The following is a 19,550-nucleotide window of genomic DNA, read 5'->3' as shown; positions in this document are numbered from 1 at the left end:
CGCGCAAGGGGTGCGCGCATGGACGGTTCGCCGCGCATCGTGTATCTAGTTTCGCAGATTGGGGAGCAGTGCATGCAGAACGCGAACGACATCACCATCCGCCTGCTGATCGTCGATGACAGCGGCGAGAATGCCGAAGCCATCGTCAGCACCCTGCGCAACAGCGGCATCGCGGTGCGCCCGTGGCGCCCGCAGGATGCCGCCGAGCTGGCCCAGGTGCTGTCCAGCCAGGCCATCGACCTGGTGCTGGCTTCGCCCTCGCCGGGTATTCCGCTGCCGCTGGTGGCCCAGCACATTGCCGCCAGCGGCAAGGACATCCCGCTGGTGCTGCTGGCCGAACGCATCGACGAGGACGAGCTGGTACAGGCCAGCAGTCACGGCATCCGCGCCCTCGCCCTGCGCCAGCGCCCCGAGCACCTGCTGGCCGTGGTCCGCGACCAGTGGGTGGACCTGCAGGCACGGCGTGGCCTGCGCCGTATCGAGGCGCAGATGCGCGAGACCGAGCGCCGCTGCGATGCGCTGATCGCCTCTTCGCGGGATCCCATCGCCTACGTGCATGAGGGCATGCACATCCGCGCCAACGACGCCTATCTGGAAATGTTCGGTTACGAGCATTTCGACGACATCGAGGGGATCTCGCTGCTGGACATGGTCGCCGCGCAGCACGTGGAAGGCTTCAAGCAGCTGCTGAAGGGCCTCAGCCGTGGCGAGGCGCCGCCGCCGCAGTACCAGCTCGATGCACGCCACGAAGATGGCAGCGCGTTCCCGGCGACGATGGAATTCACCGCCGCCACCTACGAGGGCGAATCCTGCCTGCAGGTGGTGCTCCGCCGCCGCATGGAGTTCGACCCGGAACTGGCGCGTGAGGTCGAGGACCTGCGCCAGCGCGACCAGGTCACCGGGCTGCTCAACCGACCGACCTTCATGCTGCAGCTGGAAAGCGCAGTGGCCCAGGCCGGGCGCAGCGAGGGCCAGTTCGGCCTGCTGCTGATCGAGCCTGACCACTACGCACGCCTGTTGCCGGATATCGGCCTGGCATCGGCCGACACCCTGATCGGTGCCCTTGCCGCCCTGCTGGCCGAGGTGGTCGGCGAGGATGCACAGCTGGCCCGCTTCGGTGAACACAATTTCGCCGTGCTGCAGGCCGGGCCCTACGCACAGACCGTGGCGCTGGCAGATCGCATCCGCGAAGCCTATGCCGCGCACGTCTTCAGCATCGGCGCGCGCTCGGCCACGGTAACGGTCAGCATCGGTGGCGTGCAGGTGGGCGAGAAGATCGCCAGCATCGGCCAGGTGCTGGCGCGTGCCAGCGAATGTACGCAGGCTGCCGCCGAACTGGGCAATACCTGCCGCATCTTCGACCCGGCCGCCGCCGACCGCGTCGAGGAAGAACGCGTGCTGCGCTGGGTCGCGCGCATCCGTGAAGCGCTGGCCGGCGACGGCTTCCAGCTGCACTACCAGCCGGTGCTGAACCTGCAGGGCGAGCCGCTGGAACTGTACGAGGCCTACCTGCGCCTGGAGCACAACGGCGAGCTGTTGAGCCCCACCGCGTTCCTGGGCATCGCCGAGGAGCACGGCCTGCTGGCCGACATCAACCGCTGGGTGGTTTCGCAGGCCATCGCAGTGCTGGGCCAGCGTGCGCGCCAGGGCCATGCCACCCAGGTGCTGGTGAAGGTGACGCCGGAATCGTTCGACGACCCGCAGATGATCGCCACCCTGCGGCGCGAACTGCAGGCGCAGGGTGTACCCGGCGAACGGCTGTGGCTGCATGCCCCGGAAGCGAAGGTGTTCACTCACCTGCGCAGTGCACAGCAGTTCCTTGCCGAAGTGGCGCCGCTGGGTTGCCGCATCGGCCTGGAGCAGTTTGGTTCGGGGTTGGATTCGTTCCAGCTGCTGGCCCACTTCCAGCCGCAGTTCCTCAAGCTGGACCGCGGTTTCACCAGCGATCTGGCGGCCACCCGCGAAAACATCGACCGCATCAGCCAGATCACCGCACGCGCGCAGGAAGCCGGCATCCGCACCATCGCCGAGTTCGTCAGCGACGCCAATTCGATGACCCTGCTGTTCAGTGCCGGCGTGGACTACGTGCAGGGCGACTTCGTCGGCCCGGCATTGCCGGAGATGGGGTTCGAGTTTGGGTGACGCCTCTCTGTAGAGCCGAGCCACGCTCGGCTGCGGGACTCAAGCGAAGATCGGCTGCGGGACTCAAGCGAAGAGCAGCCGAGCATGGCTCGGCTCTACACAAACGAGAAGGCCGGCATTCGCCGGCCTTTTCATTGATCAGGTCATGTCGACCAGGTTGTCGATCTTCACGTCCGGGTTGACGTCGGCCTCGTAGTCGACGCCCTCCACACCGAAGCCGAACAGACGCAGGAAATCGGCCTTGTAACCGGCCAGGTCGCTGATCTCGTACAGGTTCTCGTTGGTCACCTGCGGCCACAGCGCGACCACCTTGCCCTGCACGTCCGCCGCCATTTCCTTGTAGTCGGCACGCAGGCGCCCTTCCTCGTCGACCAGCGCGACGGTATGGCCATCACCATCGACCAGATCCTGTCGCAGGCGATCGATCGCCACGCCGTCGGTCTTGCCGCCGTAGAGGATGTCGTACAGCACGTCGAGCTGCTCAATGCAGCCTTCGTGGGTGCCCTTCTCCTTCATTACCTTGAACAGCAGCGACAGGTACAGCGGCATGGTCGGAATGGCCGAGCTGGCCTGGGTGACCACCGCCTTCAGCACCGACACGCGCGCGTCGCCACCGATTTTCGCCAGCTTCTCGCGCAGGCCCAGCACCTTGTTGTCCAGATCCTTCTTGGCGGCGCCGATCGAGCCGTTCCAGTAGATGGCCTGGGTGATCTCTTCGCCCACGTAGGTGAAGGCGGTGGTGGTGCAGCCGTTGGCCAGCACGCCGGCATCGGCCAGCGCGTCGATCCACATCTGCCAGTCTTCGCCGCCCATCACCGCAACGGTACCGGCGATTTCTTCCGGAGTGGCCGGCTGCAGATGGGTTTCGGTCAGCACTTCCTTGTCGGTATCCAGGCCGCGCAGGGTGATCGGCTCACCGATCGGCTTCAGCGTGGAGCTGATGATCTCACCGGTCTTCGGATGCTTGCGGCGCGGCGCAGCCAGGCTGTAGACCACCTGGTCGACCTGGCCAAGATCGGCCTTGATCATCTCGATGGTCCTGGCCTTCACTTCATCGGAGAAGGCATCGCCGTTGATGCTCTTGGCGTACAGGCCGGCTTCGTCGGCGTACTTGTGGAACGCGGCCGAGTTGTACCAACCGGCAGTGCCCGGCTTGGACTCAGTGCCGGGGCGCTCGAAGAAGATGCCCAGGGTCTCGGCGCCGCTGCCGAACGCGGCGGTGATGCGCGCCGCCAGGCCGTAACCGGTGGACGCGCCGATGATCAGCACGCGCTTGGGGCCGTTCTGGATCGGCGGGCGCGCGCGGATGTAGTCGATCTGCTGCTTGACCGCGGCTTCGCAGCCGATCGGGTGGGTGGTGACGCAGATGAAGCCGCGGACGCGCGGTTTGATGACCATGGATACCTCGGGTTGGCAGATGCGGCGCACGGGGCGCTCAGCAGGAATATGGGCGCGCGCCTGCGCGCGCGAACCGCAGGATCGTAGTGCGCGGGGCACGATTGCACAACCGACGCCGGCGTAGGGTGGTGCTTGTTCTGCAGGGTTGCACCCTGCACCCGCAGAGGCAACGTCAACGGCAGAAGCTCGGTTCCTGTGGGTTGGCGGGGTGGATCCGGTTGCGGGGGACGCCGTAAACCCATCCTTGGGGGCTTGGCCGCGGCATCCATGCCGCAGACACCCCCGCAACCGGACCCACCCCGCCTTCGACAGTTTTCCGCGATCTGTCGGAACCGCATTCTGCTCTGGTGGGTGTCGACCTTGGTCGACACGATTGAATTCATTCGGTATCTGACAGATGTGTCGACCAAGGTCGACACCTACCAACAGCCGCAGGAAATGATCTGGGGCAGAGCCCCCTGAGTCAGGGGGCGGCCGCGAAGCGGCGGGGGTCTGGGAGCTGGTAAGTGGGGCCCACGGTTCGCGCAGCGAAGCGTGGGAGCGACAGCGCGCATGCGATGACGCGTACCAGCCCTGCCAACAAAAAACCCCGCTTGCGCGGGGTTCTCTGTGTGCTGCATGCAGCAGGCAATTACGGGCGACGGGCCAGGGCCTCGACGTCCTTCGCCTTCGGCAGCAGATCCTGCTTGCTCACGCGCAGGAAGCCGATCGTCAGCATCGGCACCGCCACCAGGATCGAGGACAGCACCACGATCACCGCACCGATCATGTGCGTCTCGGCCAGGCCTTCCATCGAGCTGCCGCCGTACAGGTACAGGGCCAGCGCGGACAGGAAGAACATCACCGCGGTGATCACCGTACGCGACAGCGTCTGGTTGATCGAACGGTTCAGCACTTCCATCGAGTCCACGCGCAGGCTGCGGAAGTTCTCGCGGACGCGGTCGAAGACCACGATGATGTCGTTGATCGCAAAGCCCATCACCGACAGCAGGCCGGCCAGCACGGTCAGGTCGAACTCACGGCCCAGCAGGGACACGTAAGCCACCGTCACGATCAGGTCGAACATGGCCACGATGCTGGCGGTGACCGCGAACTTCCATTCGAAGCGCACCGCGATGTAGATCAGGAAGCCGGCCAGCATGAAGATGGTGGCGTACAGGCCATTCATCGCCAGGTCCTTGCCGATCTGCGGGCCCACGAACTCGTTGCGCAGCACGGTGGCCTGGTTGTCGGCCGTGGACAGCGCCTTCACCACGGCTGCAGCGGTGGCCTTGTCTTCGCTGGCGGCAGCACCCGTGCCCGGAGCATGTTCGCCGTGCGGCGCCAGGCGGATCAGCAGGTCGGTGTTGCCACCGACGCTCTGCACCTGGGCACCGTCGAAGCCATTCTGCTCCAGCTTGGTACGGACCTGCTCGACGTCCACCGGCTTGTCGAAGCGCGCTTCGATCAGCGTGCCGCCGGTGAAGTCCAGTGCGTAGTTGAAGCCCTTGATGCCGATGATGGCAATCGAGGCCAGGAACACCACGATGGTGACTGCCATGGCGACATGGCGCCAGCGCATGAAGTCGATCTTGGTGTCGTTCGGGAGGATGTGCAGCGGAAACAGTTTCATTGTGCGTGTCGTCCCGTCAGATGGCCACGTTCTGGAGCTTCTTGCGACGGCCGTAGATCAGCGTCGCCAGCGCACGCGACACGGTGATCGCAGTGAACATGGAGGCGAAAATACCGATGATCATGGTCAGCGCGAAGCCCTTCAGCGGACCGGTACCGAATGCGAACAGCGCCACACCGACGATCAGGCCGGTCAGGTTGGCGTCGAGGATGGTGCCGGAGGCGCGCTCGTAACCAGTCACGATCGCGGTCTTGCCCGGCACGCCGGCACGCAGTTCTTCACGGATACGCTCGTTGATCAGCACGTTGGCGTCCACCGACAGGCCGACCGACAACGCCAGGCCGGCGAAGCCCGGCAGGGTCATGGTCGCGCCGAACAGCGACATCACCGCCACCACGATCAGCAGGTTGAACAGCATCGCCGCCGAGGTGATCACACCGAACATGCGGTAGTACACGCTGAAGAACACCAGGGTGAACAGGAATGCGAACACGACCGCGCGCATACCGTTCTTGACGTTCTCGGCACCCAGGCTCGGGCCGACCACGCGCTCTTCGACGAAGTCCATCGGCGCGGCCAGCGAGCCGGACTTCAGCAGCTTGGCCAGGTCCTCGGCTTCCTTCTTCTGCAGGCCGGTGGTCTGGAAGTTCTTGCCGAACACGCCGTTGATGTTGGCCACCGAGATCACTTCCTCGTTGACCTTGAAGCCACGCACTTCCTGGCCGTCGACGACGGTCACGGTCGGCACGCGCTCGGTGTAGACCACCGCCATCGGCTTGTTCACGTTGGCGCTGGTGAAGTCGAACATGCGCTGGCCGCCGACGTTGTTCAGCGTCACGCTGACCGCCGGCGAACCGCTGTTCGAATCGGTCACGGCCTGCGCACCGACCATCTGGTCACCGGTGACGATCACGCGCTTGTTCAGCAGGATCGGGCCCCGGCCGTCGCGCTGCTGGTAGACCTTGGCTTCCGGCGGGATACGGCCGGAGGCGATGGCGTCCTGCGCATTGCCCTCGACCACCGCACGGTATTCCAGCGTGGCAGTAGCACCGATCATGCGCTTGGCTTCAGCGGTGTCCTGCACGCCCGGCAGCTGCACGACCACGCGGTCGGCACCCTGGCGCTGGATGATCGGCTCGGCCACACCCAGCTGGTTCACGCGGTTGCGCAGGGTGTTGATGTTCTGCTCGATGGCGCCGTTGGCGATCTGGGTGATCTCGGTTTCCGGCACGGTGACCGTGATGCGATTGCCGCTGACGTCGTAGCCGAGAGTCGGCTGCGCCTTGACCAGGGCCGCGCGGGCACGCTGCGCGGCATCATCGCCGGCCGACGGGCTGAGGTTGGCCACGATGCTGTTGTCGGCGCGACGCTCCACCGACTGGTAGGCGATGCGCGCGTCACGCAGGGTGCTGCGCACGTCTTCGGTGTAGGCGTCCAGACGCTTGTCCAGGGCAGCCTTCTGGTCGACCTGCAGCACGAAGTGCACGCCGCCCTGCAGGTCCAGGCCCAGCACCATCGGGCGACCGCCGAGGTTGGCCAGCCAGTCCGGCACGGTCGAGGCCAGGTTCAGGGCCACGGTGTACTTCTCGCCGACGGTGTCACGCAGGGCGTCGCTGGCGGCGGACTGCGCCTTCAGGTCCGGCAGGCGGACGATCAGGCTCTCCCCTTCCTTCTCGGCACCGACGGGGGTGATACCGGCCTTCTTCAGGTCGGCCAGCACACGGTCGCGCAGCGCGTCGTCGACCTGCCCGCCACGGTTGGCGGTGATCTGGACGGCCGGGTCCTTCTGGTAGATGTTGGGCAGCGCGTACAGCGCGCTGAGCGCCAGTACGATCAGGATGACGACGTACTTCCAGCGTGGAAATTCGAGCATTGCTTGGGTCCCGCGCGGCGCCATCCCCGGCGCCGCGGTTGTGCATCGGAAAGGGGGTGGCTTACTGGGCCGACTTCAGGGTACCGGCCGGCAGCACGTTGCCGACAGCGCCCTTCTGCACGCGGATGCGCACGTTGTCAGCCACTTCGATGGTGATGAAGTTGTCGCCGATGTCGGTGACGATGCCGGCGATGCCGCCGTTGGTCAGCACTTCGTCGCCGCGCTTGATCTTCTCCAGCATGGCCTTGTGCTCCTTCTGCCGCTTCATCTGCGGGCGGATCATCAGGAAGTACATGATGGCGATCAGGATGATCGGGAACAGCAGCGTGGTCAGGCCCATGCCCTGCGGTTGGCCGCCGGCGGCCTGGGCGTGGGCGGCGGGAATCAGGAAGGCAAGCAGGTTCATCGTTGGTCCTTTGGTTGGGCGGCGCTCCCGTCCCTTCAGGGGCGGGGGTGTCGACCGCGGATCTGGGTCAGCCTTGAAGTATGCCACGGCCCCGGGCGTTCGTCCTTGGGCCGTTTGGCAGGGGGCGTCCGGGTTACAGGGCCGGCGCGACCGCTCCGCGTGCCGCGTAGAAAGACTCACGGAAGGCCAGGAAGGTTCCCGCCTCGATCGCCGCGCGGATGTCGGCCATGAGCTTTTCGTAATAGAACAGGTTGTGCAGGGTGCCCAGCATCGGTGCCAGCATCTCGTTGCAGCGGTCCAGGTGGCGCAGGTAGGAGCGGGTGTAGCCGCCGGTGCAGGCTACGCAGCCGCAGCCCGGCTCGATCGGGTCCATGTCGCGCGCGTACTGCGAGTTGCGGATGCGGACGGTGCCGAACGAGGTGAAATAGTGGCCGTTGCGCGCGTTGCGGGTCGGCATCACGCAGTCGAACATGTCCACGCCGCGGGCCACGCCCTCGACCAGGTCTTCCGGCCGGCCCACGCCCATCAGGTAGCGCGGGCGGTCGCTGGGCAGTTCCGGGTCCAGGTGGTCGAGCATGGCATTGCGCTCGTCTTCCGGCTCGCCCACGGCCAGGCCGCCGATGGCATAGCCATCGAAGCCGATCGCCTGCAGGGCCTCGGCCGAGCGGCTGCGCAGATCGGTGTGCACACCGCCCTGGACGATGCCGAACAGGGCCGCGTCATTGCCCAGCTCGTCATGCGCGTTGCGGCTGCGCTGGGCCCAGCGCAGGCTCAGCTCCATCGAGCGGCGGGCGACGTCCTCGGTGGCCGGGTACGGGGTGCACTCATCGAAGATCATCACCACGTCCGAATCGAGCACCTTCTGGATCTTCATGCTCTCCTCCGGGCCCAGGAACACGCGGGCACCGTCGGTCGGCGAGGCGAAGGTCACGCCCTGCTCGGTGATCTTGCGGCGGTGGGCCAGCGAGAACACCTGGAAGCCGCCGGAGTCGGTCAGGATCGGGCCATCCCAGCGGCAGAAGCCGTGCAGGCCGCCGTGGTCGGCGATGATGTCAAGGCCCGGGCGCAGATACAGGTGGAAGGTGTTGCCGAGGATGATCTCGGCGCCCAGCGCGCGCACCTGGTCCGGCAGGATGCCCTTGACCGAGCCATAGGTTCCCACCGGCATGAAGGCCGGCGTTTCCACCGTGCCACGCGGGAAAGTCAGGCGGCCACGGCGGGCACGGCCGTCGCGGGTCTTGAGCTGGAACTGCAGTCGGGACATGGAGCGGTCGTTCAGGCAAATAGTTGCCTATTGTCTCCCAAGAAGGCGTGCGCACCAAGGTGCGCACCCACAGGGGGCCCGCCGCTCCCAGGGCCCCCTACCCCGCCTGCGGGAACAGCAGCATGGCGTCGCCGTAGCTGAAGAAGCGGTAGCGCTGCTCGATCGCGTGCTGGTACGCCTCGAACACCCTTTCCTTGCCGGCGAACGCGGAGATCATCATCAGCAGCGTGCTTTCCGGCAGGTGGAAGTTGGTCACCATCGCGTCGACGCTGCGAATGCGGTAGCCCGGGGTGATGAAGATCTGGGTCTCGCCGGCAAACGGCAACAGTTCGCCATCGCGCATCGCGCTCTCCAGCGCGCGCACCACGGTGGTGCCGACGCCGATCACCCGGCCGCCGGCCGCGCGCGTGCGCCGCACCTGCTGCACCAGCTCAGCGCCCACGTTCAGCCACTCGCGGTGCATCACGTGGTCCTTCAGGTCATCGGCGCGCACCGGCTGGAAGGTACCGGCGCCGACATGCAGGGTGACGTGGCCGAACTCCACGCCCTTGGCCTTCAGCGCCGCCAGCAGCGGCTCGTCGAAATGCAGGCCAGCGGTCGGTGCCGCCACCGCGCCCACTTCGCGCGCGAACACGGTCTGGTAGCGCTCACGGTCATCTACGCCCGGCTCGCGCTGGATGTAGGGCGGCAGCGGCAGGCGGCCGGCGTGCAGCAGCCACTGTTCCAGCGACTCGGGCACATGGAACTGCAGCACGTAGAACTCGCCGTCGCGGCCCAGCACCTCGGCTTCGCCACCGGCGTCCAGGGCGATGCGGCTGCCCGCCTTGGGCGACTTGCTGGCGCCGACCTGCGCTCGGGCCTGCTGGCCGCCGAGCAGGCGCTCGATCAGGATCTCCACGCGGCCACCGCTGGCCTTCTGCCCGAACAGGCGCGCCGGGATCACCCGGGTGTCGTTGAACACCAGCAGGTCGCCCCGCTGCAGCAGCGACGGCAGGTCGCGCACCTGCAGATCGGTGAAGGCGGCCGGTGCCGGTGGCACCAGCATCAGTCGGCTGGCGGAACGTTCGGCCAGAGGAGCCTGCGCGATCAGTTCAGCCGGCAGGTCGTAATGGAAATCGGACTTCTTCAAGGCGGTGGGCGGCAACAGGTCGACAATGGCGCGCATTGTACGTCCAGCGTCTGCGAGCCGGTGCGCTTCGCGGCGAACGTCGCGCAAAATGCTGCTATGCAGCAGGTTTCTGCGGGGTTATCGCGCAAAAAAACAAGTGCTAGCATCGAGTTGGAAGTCCGCTGCACGAGCCTGCCCCAAGCGCGCGTGATGACGCGCGTTTTGCTTTTGAAGACCCGTGCGACCCATTGTTTCAGGAGATCTGCAATGAGCTTCATCGAACGCCTCGCCCCCCTGCGCAGCCAGCCCGGCACCCGCCTCACCACCGGCCTGGACGACGCCACCCTGACCGCCCTGTCCGCCCACCACCCGCAGCTGATCGCCGCGGTGGACGCCGCTGCCGAGGAATTCGCGCGCGTGCAGGCCGACCTGGGGCCGCTGCTGGCGCAGGACGAACAGGCGCAGATCGACGCGATGCAGGACGGCTTCGTCAATTTCTACGCCGATGACGCGGTGACGCCCTACGTGGCGCTGGCCGCGCGCGGCCCGTGGGTGGTCACCCTGAAGGGCGCCGTGCTGTATGACGCCGGCGGCTACGGCATGCTCGGCTTCGGGCATACCCCGGATGCCGTGCTGGAGGCGATGGCCCGCCCGCAGGTGATGGCCAACATCATGACGCCCAGCCTGTCGCAGCAGCGCTTCATTACTGCCCTGCGCGCCGAGATCGGCCACCGCCGTGGCGGCTGCCCCTTCGCCCGTTTCATGTGCCTGAATTCCGGTTCCGAAGCGGTCGGCCTGGCCGCGCGCATCGCCGACGTCAATGCCAAGCTGCAGACCGACCCCGGCGCACGCCACGCCGGTGCCGCGATCAAGCGCGTGGTGGTCAAGGGCAGCTTCCATGGCCGCACCGACCGCCCGGCCCTGTATTCCGATTCCAGCCGCAAGAGCTACATGCAGCACCTGGCCAGCTACCGTGGCGAGGATTCGGTGATCACCGTGGCGCCTTACGACGAGGCCGGCCTGCGCAAGGTGTTCGAGGATGCCGCACGCAACCAGTGGTTCATCGAGGCAGTGTTCCTGGAGCCGGTGATGGGCGAAGGCGACCCGGGCCGTTCGGTGCCGCCAGCGTTCTATGCCGTTGCCCGCGAGCTGACCCATGCGCACGGCAGCCTGCTGCTGATCGACTCGATCCAGGCCGGCCTGCGCGCGCATGGCGTGCTGTCGGTGGTGGACTACCCGGGCTTCGAAGGCCTGGACCCGCCGGACATGGAGACCTACTCCAAGGCACTCAACGCCGCGCAGTACCCGCTGTCGGTGCTGGCGGTGACCGAGCATGCCGCGCAGCTGTACCGCAAGGGCATCTACGGCAACACCATGACCAGCAACCCACGTGCGCTGGACGTGGCCTGCGCCACGCTGGCCCAGCTGACCCCGCAGGTGCGTGCCAACATCGCCGAACGCGGTGCCGAGGCCGTGCGCAAGCTGGAGCAGCTCCAGAGCGAGCTGGGTGGCCTGATCACCAAGGTGCAGGGCACCGGGCTGCTGTTCTCCTGCGAGCTGGCCCCGCAGTTCAAGTGCTACGGTGCCAACTCCACCGAGGAATGGCTGCGCCAGCACGGCATCAACGTGATCCACGGTGGCGAGAACTCGCTGCGCTTCACCCCGCACTTCGGCATGGACAGCCAGGAGCTGGACCTGCTGGTGGGCATGGTCGGCCGCGCCCTGCGCGAAGGCCCGCGCCGCGAGCAGGCGGCGGCGGCGTAAGCCCCCACTTTTTGTAGAGCCGAAGGCAGCGGCAGGAGCCGCTGCCAACGTCGCTGGCGACGGCCCGGAGGGTGCCGGGCAGGACGACCGGCATAGCCCATGCTCGGCTGGGACATTGCCGCGATCTGAACGAAGAGCAGCCGAGCATGGCTCGGCTCTAAAGGGGCTTGTCGCGGCCTGAACGAAGAGCAGCCGAGCATGGCTCGGCTCTACAGAAGGCCTCTCAAGGCCTCATACTCTGCGCACACCCCGTCCCTGACCGCCTTTTGGTCGGTGACGGGGCGTTTTCGTTTCCGGCCAAGAAACAGGAATATCCATGAAATCGATCTGTGTGTACTGCGGCTCCAACGCTGGCAGCAAGCCGGCCTATACCGAACGCGCCATTGCGCTGGGCGACCGTATCGCCCGCGACGGCCTGCGCCTGGTGTACGGCGGTGGCAACGTCGGCCTGATGGGCACCGTGGCCAATGCCGTACTCGCCGCCGGTGGCGAGGTGACAGGCGTGATCCCGCGCCAGCTGGCCGATTGGGAAGTGGCCCACCGCGGCCTGACCGAACTGGAAATCGTCGGCTCGATGCATGAGCGCAAGTCGCGCATGTTCGACCTGGCCGATGGTTTCGTCGCCCTGCCCGGCGGCTTCGGCACCATGGAAGAGATCTTCGAGATGCTGACCTGGCGCCAGCTGGGAATCGGCAACAAGCCCTGCGCCTTCCTCGATGTGGATGGCTTCTACGCCCCGCTGATCGGCATGATCGACCGCATGGTGGAAGAACGCTTCCTGCACCCGGACCAGCGCCAGGACCTGTGGTACGGCTCGGACATCGAAGAAATGCTGGTGTGGATGAAGAACTACCAGCCGGCCCAGGCATCAAAGTGGATCGACGAAAAGCGCCGCGCCGCCCTGCGTTGAGGTAACCGCACGCGGCAGCTCAGGCTGCCGCGTGCGCCCACGGTGCGGGCCGGCCCAGCAGATACCCCTGGCCGTAATCGCAACCCAGTTCACGCAGTGTATTCCGCTGCGCCTCGGTCTCGATGCCTTCGCCAATGGTCTCGATGCCCAGCGTACGCGCCAGCGACAGCACGCCCTCGACCAGCGCGCGCGTGCTCTGCATTTCCGGGCCATGCAGGCCGGCGATGAAGCTCTGGTCGATCTTCAAGGTGCTGATCGGGAATCGGTGCAGGTAGGACAGCGCCGAGAAGCCGGTGCCGAAATCATCCAGCTGCACCTGGATGCCGCGCTCGCGCAGGCCCTGCAGGATGCGCAGCGTGTGCGGGGCATCGTCGAGCAGCGCCACTTCGGTGATCTCCAGCCGCAGCCGGCGCGGATCGGCACCGCAGCTGTCGAGCAGTCCGAACAGGCGGTCACTGAACTCGGCGGAGCGGAAATGCCGGGGCGAGACGTTCACCGAGACGTAGCCTTCGCCCCCCTGCGCCAGCCCTGCGATGACCTGCTCGTAGATCAGCCAGTCGACCTGTTCGATCAGGCCGCTCTCTTCACCCAGCTCCAGGAATGCGCCCGGCAGCAGCAGGCCACGGCGTTCGTGCTGCCAACGCAGCAGCGCCTCATGACCGACCACTTCGCCGTCGGACAGGCGCACGATCGGCTGGTAGAACGGCAGGAAGTCGCGGTTGTTGATCGCACGGCGCAGATCGGCTTCCAGGTCCAGGCTGCGCATGGCTTCCTCGCGCATGTCCTCGTCGAAGATCGAGCAGCGATCATGGCCCTGTGCCTTGGCCCGGTACATCGCCGCATCCGCATCGCGCAGCAGTTCTTCACCCGTGCGGTAGCGCGGATTCCACAGGGCGATGCCGAGACTGCCCGACGGGAACAGCTCGCGCCCGGCGATCCACATCGATTCCTGCAACGCCAGCAGCAGGCGCTGGCCGAAGTCCAACGCCTGCGCCAGGCCCTGCGGACACTGCAGCAGCACCGCGAACTCATCACCGCCCAATCGTGCAACGACGTCCTCGGCACCGGCCATCGACACGATGCGCTTGGCCACCTCCACCAGCATGCGATCACCGGCGGCATGGCCGATGCTGTCGTTGACCAGCTTGAAGCGGTCAAGGTCGAGGAACAGAACGGCGAACACCGGCCCGCCCTCACGCTTGGCCAGTGCCAGCGCGTCCTGCAGCCGATCCAGCAGGTGCAAGCGGTTGGGCAGGCCGGTCAGGGCATCGTGCATGGCCTGGTGGGTCAGCCGCTGCTCCGCACGCAGGCGCTCGCCGATCTGGCCAAGCAGTTTCTCGTTCACTTCAGCCAGTTCGCGGGTGCGTTCTTCCACGCGCTTTTCCAGCTCGGCATGCGCCGAACGCAGCCGCTGCTGGTCGCGCTGGCGGGCCAGCCCGGTACCGATGTTCTGCGCAACGAAGGTCAGCAGGCGCTGGTCGTGCACGCTGAAAGTGCTGTTCTGGCTGTAGCTCTGCACCACGATCGCGCCGACCACTTCGTCGTCGCGCAGCAGCGGCACGCCCAGCCAGCAGTGCGAGCGCGCACCGTGCTCGCGCACTTCGCCGGCCGCCAGCAGGGCATCGATCTGCGCGCGCGAAGCCAGCAGCGGGCGCCGGTTGCGCACCACGTATTCGGTCAGGCCGCGGCTGAACGGCCGCGGTGCGCGGCTGGCGTTGTGCTCGTCCACCGAATACACGAAGTCCAGGCCGTTACCGGCGGCGTTGACCAGGGCGATGTAGAAATTGCGCGCATCGAGCAGGCGCCCGACCACGCCGTGCACCTGGCCATAGAACTGAGCCAGGCTGTCGGCCGACATCGCCATCTCGGCGATGTTGTAGAGCGCGGTCTGCAGCTGCTCGGCACGGCGCCGTTCGGCTACTTCGTCCTGCAGGCTGCGGTTGGCGCGCTGCAGCTCCTGGGTGCGCCGCTCCACCTGCTGCTCCAGCCGTACCTGCGCCTGGCGGCGGTCCATCGCGGTCTGTACGTGCTGCGCGACGAACCCCAACAGGGCGCGCTCGGCCTCGCCATAGCGGGCGGCACGCTCATAGCTCTGTACCACGATGGCGCCACAGACACGGCCATCGCGCAGCATCGGCACACCCAGCCAGTCCAGGCTTTCGGGGCCGCGCTGCGGGTCGTGCTCCTGTTCCACCACCTGCGCCAGCAGCTCGCGTGACGGGCCACTGAGCGGCTTGCCATGACGCAGCAGCGCCACGGTCAGGCTGCGCGGCATCTCGCTGGCATCGTGGCTCTGCGAGGGATCGGCAACAAAGTCATCCACCTGGTCGGCGAAGTACAGGAAGCGGATCTGGTCGCGCGCGTCGTCGTACTCGACGATGTAGCAGTTCTCCGCGTACATCAGCGTGCCCAGCACCCCGTGCACGTGGCGCAGCATCTCGCCCATCTCCAGGTCGGCGCCGGCCAGATCGGCGATCTGGAACAACGCCTGCTGCAGCCGCTCGGCCTCTTCCAGGGCCTTGATCTGCCCAGCCTGTCGCCCGCGCTGCAGGGCCAGCTCCATCGCCTGCCGGGCCAGCCCCCACCAGGCCGGCGAAGGCGCTGCATTGGCCACCGACAACAGCAGCCGTGCACCGTCGTACTCCCAACCGTGCTGGCCATCGCCAACGCCGGGTTCCACGAACGCGGCGCCTTCGTTCACGACCGAGGGCCAGCCGCGCTGGCCACGCCCCAGCTGCGGGTCGTCCCAACCGACCCGGACCACCGCCGATTCAGGCAGCAGCGCATGCAACGCCCGCACCAGCGCCGTGCTCAGCACGGCCTCGTGTGGTGGCTCTTCCGCCGGTTCTGCATGCGTGGACAAATGACAATCTCTTGGCGCCGTCTAAGCGGCGCCTCCCCTGAGCCGCCGAGCATAGCGCGCCACCCGGGGGGCAATGGAAGCCCGTAAACCCCGATTCGTGCGCCCGTGCGTTTTTCCTGCTGTCCGCAGCCCCTTCCGAGCCATGAATCTCGCCCTGCCCGCCCCCGCCACCGGCTATGCGCCATCGTCTGCAGGCCTTACCCTGTACGTCGTGGAAGCCAGCGCACTGCCAACCGATGAAGCCTTGATGCTGGCCTGGGCCGGTGGCGACCTGCGCGCGTTCGAGAGCCTGTATGCGCGCCACCGCAAGCGCCTGTTCGGCTTCCTGCTGCGGCAGCTGCGCGACAACGCGCTGGCCGAAGAGATCTTCCAGGACGTGTGGCAGCGGGTGATCAGCGCGCGCGCCGGCTGGCAGCCGGAGGCCGCATTCAGCACCTGGCTGTTCCGGATCGCCCACAACCGCCTGAACGACCATTGGCGTGCGGCCCGGCACCGCCCGGCTGCCCCGGCCGACGCCGACCTGCGCCTGGCGGCGATCGAAGATGGGCAGACCCCGGAAGCAGAGCTTTCCGAATTCGAACAACGTCGCCGCATCCAGCTGGCGATGGAGCAACTGCCGCCCGAGCAGCGCGAAGTGCTGCAGCTGCGACTGGATCAGGAACTGAGCCTTGAGGAGATCGGCCAGATCACCGGCGTCGGCCGGGAAACCGTGAAATCGCGGCTGCGCTATGCGATGGACAAGCTGCGTGCGGGACTGAACGCATGAACCGAGACGAACACCTGACGCCGGAAGAACGCGAGCTGGCGCGCCTGCTCGGCCGTCGCGCCGAACAGGCACCGCCGCCCGCGCTGGACGCCGCCATCCTGGCCGCGGCCCGCGCAGCCGTGGACGCGCCGGCGGCGGCGGCCGCGCCGGATGCACCACGCAGGCAGCGCACGCGCCCGCGCTGGCCGGCGGTGTTCGGTATCGCCGCCTCGATGGTGTTCGCGATCGGCATCGCCTGGCAGCTGCGTCCGGAACCGCCGCCGGTTCCGGCAGGCGAGGCCGCTGTCGCTGCGGCACCGGCTGCGGCAGACGTCGCGGCCGCCAATCAGGTCGCTGAGAGCAGTGCAGCCGACAGCACGGCTGCCGCTTCGGAAACCGCCGCCGCACCCGCGGCACCGCAGGCAGCCCCTGTTGCCGCCCCTCCGGCACCGTCCACCGCGCGCGCACCCAGGCCTGCGCCGGCCGAAATCGCTGAAGTACCCGCCCAGGCTGCTCGTTCGATGGCGGCGGATGCGGCCGCCGATACGTCCTTTGCCACGCTCCCGCCCGCCCCGCCCGCCCCGGCCGCAGCGCCGGCAGCAGCACCGCCCGCACCCGCCGCCTACTCGGTACCCGCACCTGCGCCTGCACCTGCACCTGCACCGGCATTGGCGCCCGCCCCGGCAGGCGCGTTGAAAGCACGTACTGCCGAGGCGCCGGCGGCCAACGCTGCCGATGCCGGACGGGCGCGGGCGCTGGATCGGGTAGAGATCACCTCGATGAAGCGCCAGGCCCCGAGCCGGTCTGCCCCCGGCATCATGCGCCGTGGCGCCGATGCGGGGCTCAGTGCGGATGCGGTGCAGGCCGAAGTGGACGCCGACGCACAACTGCCGCGCCGCCAGTGGCTGCAGAAGATCCGCGCGCGCCGCGACGACGGCCAGCGCGACCTGGCCCGCGCCAGCCTGGAGCGCTACGTACAGCAGTATCCGGAAGCACGCCTGCCGCGCGACCTGCGTCCGCTGCTGGACGACTGAATCGGACAGTGACCTCCGGCAACCCCGTAGAATGACGGGGATGCCCGATACCCTCGCCCAGCCGGTCAGCCACACGCTGGAAGTCAAACACAGCCGTTTCATCGCCCATGCCACGCCGATCGACGGCGCTACGGCGGCGATGGCATTCCTGCAGCAGGTGGCGGTGATCGACGCCACGCACAACTGCTGGGCCTACCGGCACGGGCAGGACTATCGCTCCAGCGACGATGGCGAGCCCGCCGGCACGGCCGGACGACCGATCCTTGCGGCGATCGACGGCCAGGGCTTCGACCGGGTGATGGTGGTGGTGACGCGCTGGTTCGGCGGCATCAAGCTCGGGGCGGGCGGCCTGGTCCGCGCTTATGGCGGCGCCGCCGCCGAGTGCCTACGCACCGCGCCGCGCCTGCCCCTGGTGGCCATGGCGCGCCTGCGGCTGCTGGCCGGCTTCGAGGATCTGGGCACTCTGCATGCTGCCCTGCCCGCCTTCGGCGCGGACAAGCGCGACGAACAGTTCGACGCCAGCGGGGTGTGCCTGAGGGTCGAATTGCCGGCTGATCAGGTCGACGCATTGAAAATCCGCCTGCGCGACGCCACCCGTGACCGTATCCGCATACAAGATGACGACCAGGATGACTGACAAGGACGACGCTCCCGCTTCGACCCCGCCGCTGCGCCGCCTCGGCAGCCTGCGTACGCTGTGGCCGTTCGTGCGCCGCCACAGCGGCCTGTTCACCGCCTGGCTGCTGGCCCTGGCCGTCTCTTCGGCGGCGACGCTCAGCCTGCCACCGGCCGTGAAGCAGATGATCGATCACGGTTTCAGCAGCGGTGGCCAGATCAACCGCGCCTTTGCCCTGCTCATGCTGGTGGCGGTGGTGATGGCGCTGGGCACGGCCGCACGCTTCTACTTCGTGTCGCTGCTGGGCGAGAAGGTGGTGGCCGATCTGCGCAGCCAACTGTACGCCCACCTGATCCACCTCGGCGCAGGTTTCCATGACCGCAGCCGCAGTGGCGAACTGGTTTCGCGACTGACCGCCGACACCGAACTGCTGCGCAGCGTGGTCGGCTCGACCATGTCGGTCGCCCTGCGCAGCAGCGTTACCGTGGTCGGCAGCCTGGCCATGCTGTTCGTCACCAGCCCGCGGCTGGCGGCGTGGTCGCTGCTGGGCATTCCGCTGGCCGTGCTGCCGATCATCATCGGCGCGCGCAAACTGCGCACCGTCGCCCGCAACAGCCAGGACCGCATCGCCGATGCCAACAGCCTGGCCAGCGAGACGCTGGGCGCGGTGCGTACGGTGCAGGCACATGCGCGCGAGCCGTACGAGCGTGGCCGCTTCGACCACGCACTGGGCGATGCCATCAAGGCCGCACGCCGCCGCATCGGTGCGCAGTCGCTGGTCACCGCCAGCGCCATCCTGCTGGTATTCGGTGCCATCGTCGGCGTGCTGTGGCTGGGCGCCCACGATGTCATCGAAGGCCGCCTGAGCGCCGGCACCCTGGGCCAGTTCGTGCTGTACGCGCTGATCGGTGGTGGCTCGGTGGGCGCGCTGGCCGAAGTATGGAACGAACTGCAGCGCGCGGCCGGCGGCATGGGCCGGATCGGCGAGCTGCTGGAGGAAGACATCGAGATCCGTGCGCCGGCACAGCCGCATGCGCTGCCGCAGCCGCTGCGCGGCGAGATCCAGTTCGACGACGTGGTCTTCCACTATCCGCAGCGACCGGACCAGGCCGCGCTGGATCACTTCAACCTCCATGTGCGCCCCGGTGAGACTGTGGCCCTGGTCGGCCCCTCGGGTGCGGGCAAGAGCACGGTGCTGTCGATGCTGCTGCGCTTCCACGATCCGGCTGCCGGGCGCATCTGCGTGGATGGTATCGACGTGCGCCAGGTCGACCCGGCCGAACTGCGTGGTCAGCTGGCGCTGGTGCCGCAGCAGCCGACGCTGTTCGCCGCCAGTGCACGCGACAACATCCGCTACGGCCGCCTGCAGGCCAGCGATGCCGAGGTCGAGGATGCCGCGCGCGCGGCCGAGGCCGATGGTTTCCTGCGCGCGCTGCCGCAAGGCTACGACAGCGAGCTGGGCGAGCGTGGCGCACGCCTGTCCGGCGGCCAGCAGCAGCGTGTGGCAATTGCACGTGCACTGCTGAAGGACGCACCGATCCTGCTGCTGGACGAAGCCACCAGCGCACTTGACGCCCAGAGCGAGTACGGCGTGCAGCAGGCACTGGAACGGCTGATGGCCGGCCGTACCACGCTGGTGATCGCGCACCGCCTGGCCACCGTGCTCAAGGCCGACCGTATCGTGGTGATGGACCAGGGCCGCATCGTGGCCGAAGGTACGCACGCGCAACTGCTGGCCGAAGGCGGTCTGTACGCTGAACTGGCACGCCTGCAGTTCATCGATTGATGACGGCCTCCTAACATCGCCAGGGCGAA

The 19,550-nt window shown here is 67.5% G+C and carries 14 protein-coding genes; 7 read left to right on the top strand and 7 right to left on the bottom strand.

Translation table 11 applies throughout. From position 1 onward, the window contains the following. Positions 1 to 72: 72 nt before the first annotated feature. A complete protein-coding gene (locus QP512_RS08430) occupies positions 73 to 2,142 on the top strand; it encodes an EAL domain-containing protein (protein ID WP_286071699.1) in 2,070 nt (689 codons plus the stop codon). 138 nt (positions 2,143 to 2,280) lie between these two features. Here the strand turns inward: QP512_RS08430 and fabV are convergent, their stop codons facing one another. From fabV to queA, 6 genes are all read right to left on the bottom strand, one after another. After that, positions 2,281 to 3,540, bottom strand: a complete 1,260-nt coding sequence (fabV, locus tag QP512_RS08425; protein WP_286071698.1) for an enoyl-ACP reductase FabV — start codon at positions 3,538 to 3,540, stop codon at positions 2,281 to 2,283. 631 nt (positions 3,541 to 4,171) lie between these two features. Further along, on the bottom strand, positions 4,172 to 5,152 hold the full coding sequence (gene secF, locus QP512_RS08420; protein ID WP_286071697.1) for a protein translocase subunit SecF: 981 nt from the start codon (positions 5,150 to 5,152) through the stop codon (positions 4,172 to 4,174). A 16-nt stretch (positions 5,153 to 5,168) separates the two neighbouring features. Continuing rightward, entirely contained in the window at positions 5,169 to 7,025 is a 1,857-nt protein-coding gene (gene secD / locus QP512_RS08415) for a protein translocase subunit SecD (protein ID WP_286071696.1), read from the bottom strand. A gap of 61 nt (positions 7,026 to 7,086) precedes the next feature. Continuing rightward, entirely contained in the window at positions 7,087 to 7,431 is a 345-nt protein-coding gene (yajC, locus tag QP512_RS08410) for a preprotein translocase subunit YajC (RefSeq protein ID WP_006434333.1), read from the bottom strand. Between the two features lie 133 nt (positions 7,432 to 7,564). Beyond that, complete coding sequence (gene tgt / locus QP512_RS08405) at positions 7,565 to 8,695, bottom strand: tRNA guanosine(34) transglycosylase Tgt (protein WP_286071695.1); 1,131 nt, start codon at positions 8,693 to 8,695, stop codon at positions 7,565 to 7,567. A 97-nt stretch (positions 8,696 to 8,792) separates the two neighbouring features. Next, a complete protein-coding gene (gene queA / locus QP512_RS08400) occupies positions 8,793 to 9,860 on the bottom strand; it encodes a tRNA preQ1(34) S-adenosylmethionine ribosyltransferase-isomerase QueA (RefSeq protein ID WP_286071694.1) in 1,068 nt (355 codons plus the stop codon). A gap of 210 nt (positions 9,861 to 10,070) precedes the next feature. Between queA and QP512_RS08395 the strand changes: the two genes are divergently transcribed. Further along, the gene (locus QP512_RS08395) at positions 10,071 to 11,567 is read left to right on the top strand and encodes an aminotransferase class III-fold pyridoxal phosphate-dependent enzyme (RefSeq protein ID WP_286071693.1); all 1,497 of its coding nucleotides are present in this window, start codon (positions 10,071 to 10,073) and stop codon (positions 11,565 to 11,567) included. Positions 11,568 to 11,883: 316 nt separating this feature from the next. Beyond that, positions 11,884 to 12,477, top strand: coding sequence for a TIGR00730 family Rossman fold protein (locus QP512_RS08390; protein ID WP_286071692.1), 594 nt, complete (start codon positions 11,884 to 11,886; stop codon positions 12,475 to 12,477). Positions 12,478 to 12,496: 19 nt separating this feature from the next. On the opposite strand, the gene QP512_RS08385 is transcribed toward QP512_RS08390, so the two are convergent. Further along, positions 12,497 to 15,340, bottom strand: coding sequence for an EAL domain-containing protein (locus QP512_RS08385; RefSeq protein WP_286071691.1), 2,844 nt, complete (start codon positions 15,338 to 15,340; stop codon positions 12,497 to 12,499). 247 nt (positions 15,341 to 15,587) lie between these two features. Here QP512_RS08385 and QP512_RS08380 point away from each other — a divergent pair, with 247 nt between their 5' ends. The 4 genes from QP512_RS08380 to QP512_RS08365 are packed head-to-tail and all read left to right on the top strand — an operon-like array spanning position 15,588 to position 19,521. Then, complete coding sequence (locus QP512_RS08380) at positions 15,588 to 16,106, top strand: RNA polymerase sigma factor (RefSeq protein ID WP_229298213.1); 519 nt, start codon at positions 15,588 to 15,590, stop codon at positions 16,104 to 16,106. Continuing rightward, positions 16,103 to 17,119, top strand: coding sequence for a hypothetical protein (locus QP512_RS08375; RefSeq protein WP_286071690.1), 1,017 nt, complete (start codon positions 16,103 to 16,105; stop codon positions 17,117 to 17,119). Before QP512_RS08380 ends, QP512_RS08375 begins: the two co-directional genes overlap by 4 nt. A 40-nt stretch (positions 17,120 to 17,159) precedes the next feature. Next, the gene (locus tag QP512_RS08370) at positions 17,160 to 17,756 is read left to right on the top strand and encodes a YigZ family protein (RefSeq protein ID WP_286071689.1); all 597 of its coding nucleotides are present in this window, start codon (positions 17,160 to 17,162) and stop codon (positions 17,754 to 17,756) included. After that, entirely contained in the window at positions 17,749 to 19,521 is a 1,773-nt protein-coding gene (locus QP512_RS08365; RefSeq protein WP_286071688.1) for an ABC transporter transmembrane domain-containing protein, read from the top strand. Before QP512_RS08370 ends, QP512_RS08365 begins: the two co-directional genes overlap by 8 nt. Positions 19,522 to 19,550 lie beyond the last annotated feature (29 nt).

It is taken from the genome of Stenotrophomonas sp. 57 (genome assembly GCF_030291075.1).
Taxonomy (GTDB): domain Bacteria; phylum Pseudomonadota; class Gammaproteobacteria; order Xanthomonadales; family Xanthomonadaceae; genus Stenotrophomonas.
The sequence above is the reverse complement of the archived record's forward strand: the minus strand, read 5'-3'. Positions and strand labels throughout refer to the sequence as shown.

Excerpts from the sequence above, each read along its gene's own strand:
- queA (WP_286071694.1), bottom strand. The coding sequence starts at position 9,860 with ATGCGCGCCATTGTCGACCTGTTGCCGCCCACCGCCTTGAAGAAGTCC.
- QP512_RS08365 (WP_286071688.1), top strand. The coding sequence starts at position 17,749 with ATGACTGACAAGGACGACGCTCCCGCTTCGACCCCGCCGCTGCGCCGC.
- QP512_RS08375 (WP_286071690.1), top strand. The coding sequence starts at position 16,103 with ATGAACCGAGACGAACACCTGACGCCGGAAGAACGCGAGCTGGCGCGC.
- QP512_RS08390 (WP_286071692.1), top strand. The coding sequence starts at position 11,884 with ATGAAATCGATCTGTGTGTACTGCGGCTCCAACGCTGGCAGCAAGCCG.
- fabV (WP_286071698.1), bottom strand. The coding sequence starts at position 3,540 with ATGGTCATCAAACCGCGCGTCCGCGGCTTCATCTGCGTCACCACCCAC.
- QP512_RS08380 (WP_229298213.1), top strand. The coding sequence starts at position 15,588 with ATGCTGGCCTGGGCCGGTGGCGACCTGCGCGCGTTCGAGAGCCTGTAT.
- QP512_RS08370 (WP_286071689.1), top strand. The coding sequence starts at position 17,160 with ATGCCCGATACCCTCGCCCAGCCGGTCAGCCACACGCTGGAAGTCAAA.
- yajC (WP_006434333.1), bottom strand. The coding sequence starts at position 7,431 with ATGAACCTGCTTGCCTTCCTGATTCCCGCCGCCCACGCCCAGGCCGCC.
- secF (WP_286071697.1), bottom strand. The coding sequence starts at position 5,152 with ATGAAACTGTTTCCGCTGCACATCCTCCCGAACGACACCAAGATCGAC.
- tgt (WP_286071695.1), bottom strand. The coding sequence starts at position 8,695 with ATGTCCCGACTGCAGTTCCAGCTCAAGACCCGCGACGGCCGTGCCCGC.
- QP512_RS08395 (WP_286071693.1), top strand. The coding sequence starts at position 10,071 with ATGAGCTTCATCGAACGCCTCGCCCCCCTGCGCAGCCAGCCCGGCACC.
- secD (WP_286071696.1), bottom strand. The coding sequence starts at position 7,025 with ATGCTCGAATTTCCACGCTGGAAGTACGTCGTCATCCTGATCGTACTG.
- QP512_RS08430 (WP_286071699.1), top strand. The coding sequence starts at position 73 with ATGCAGAACGCGAACGACATCACCATCCGCCTGCTGATCGTCGATGAC.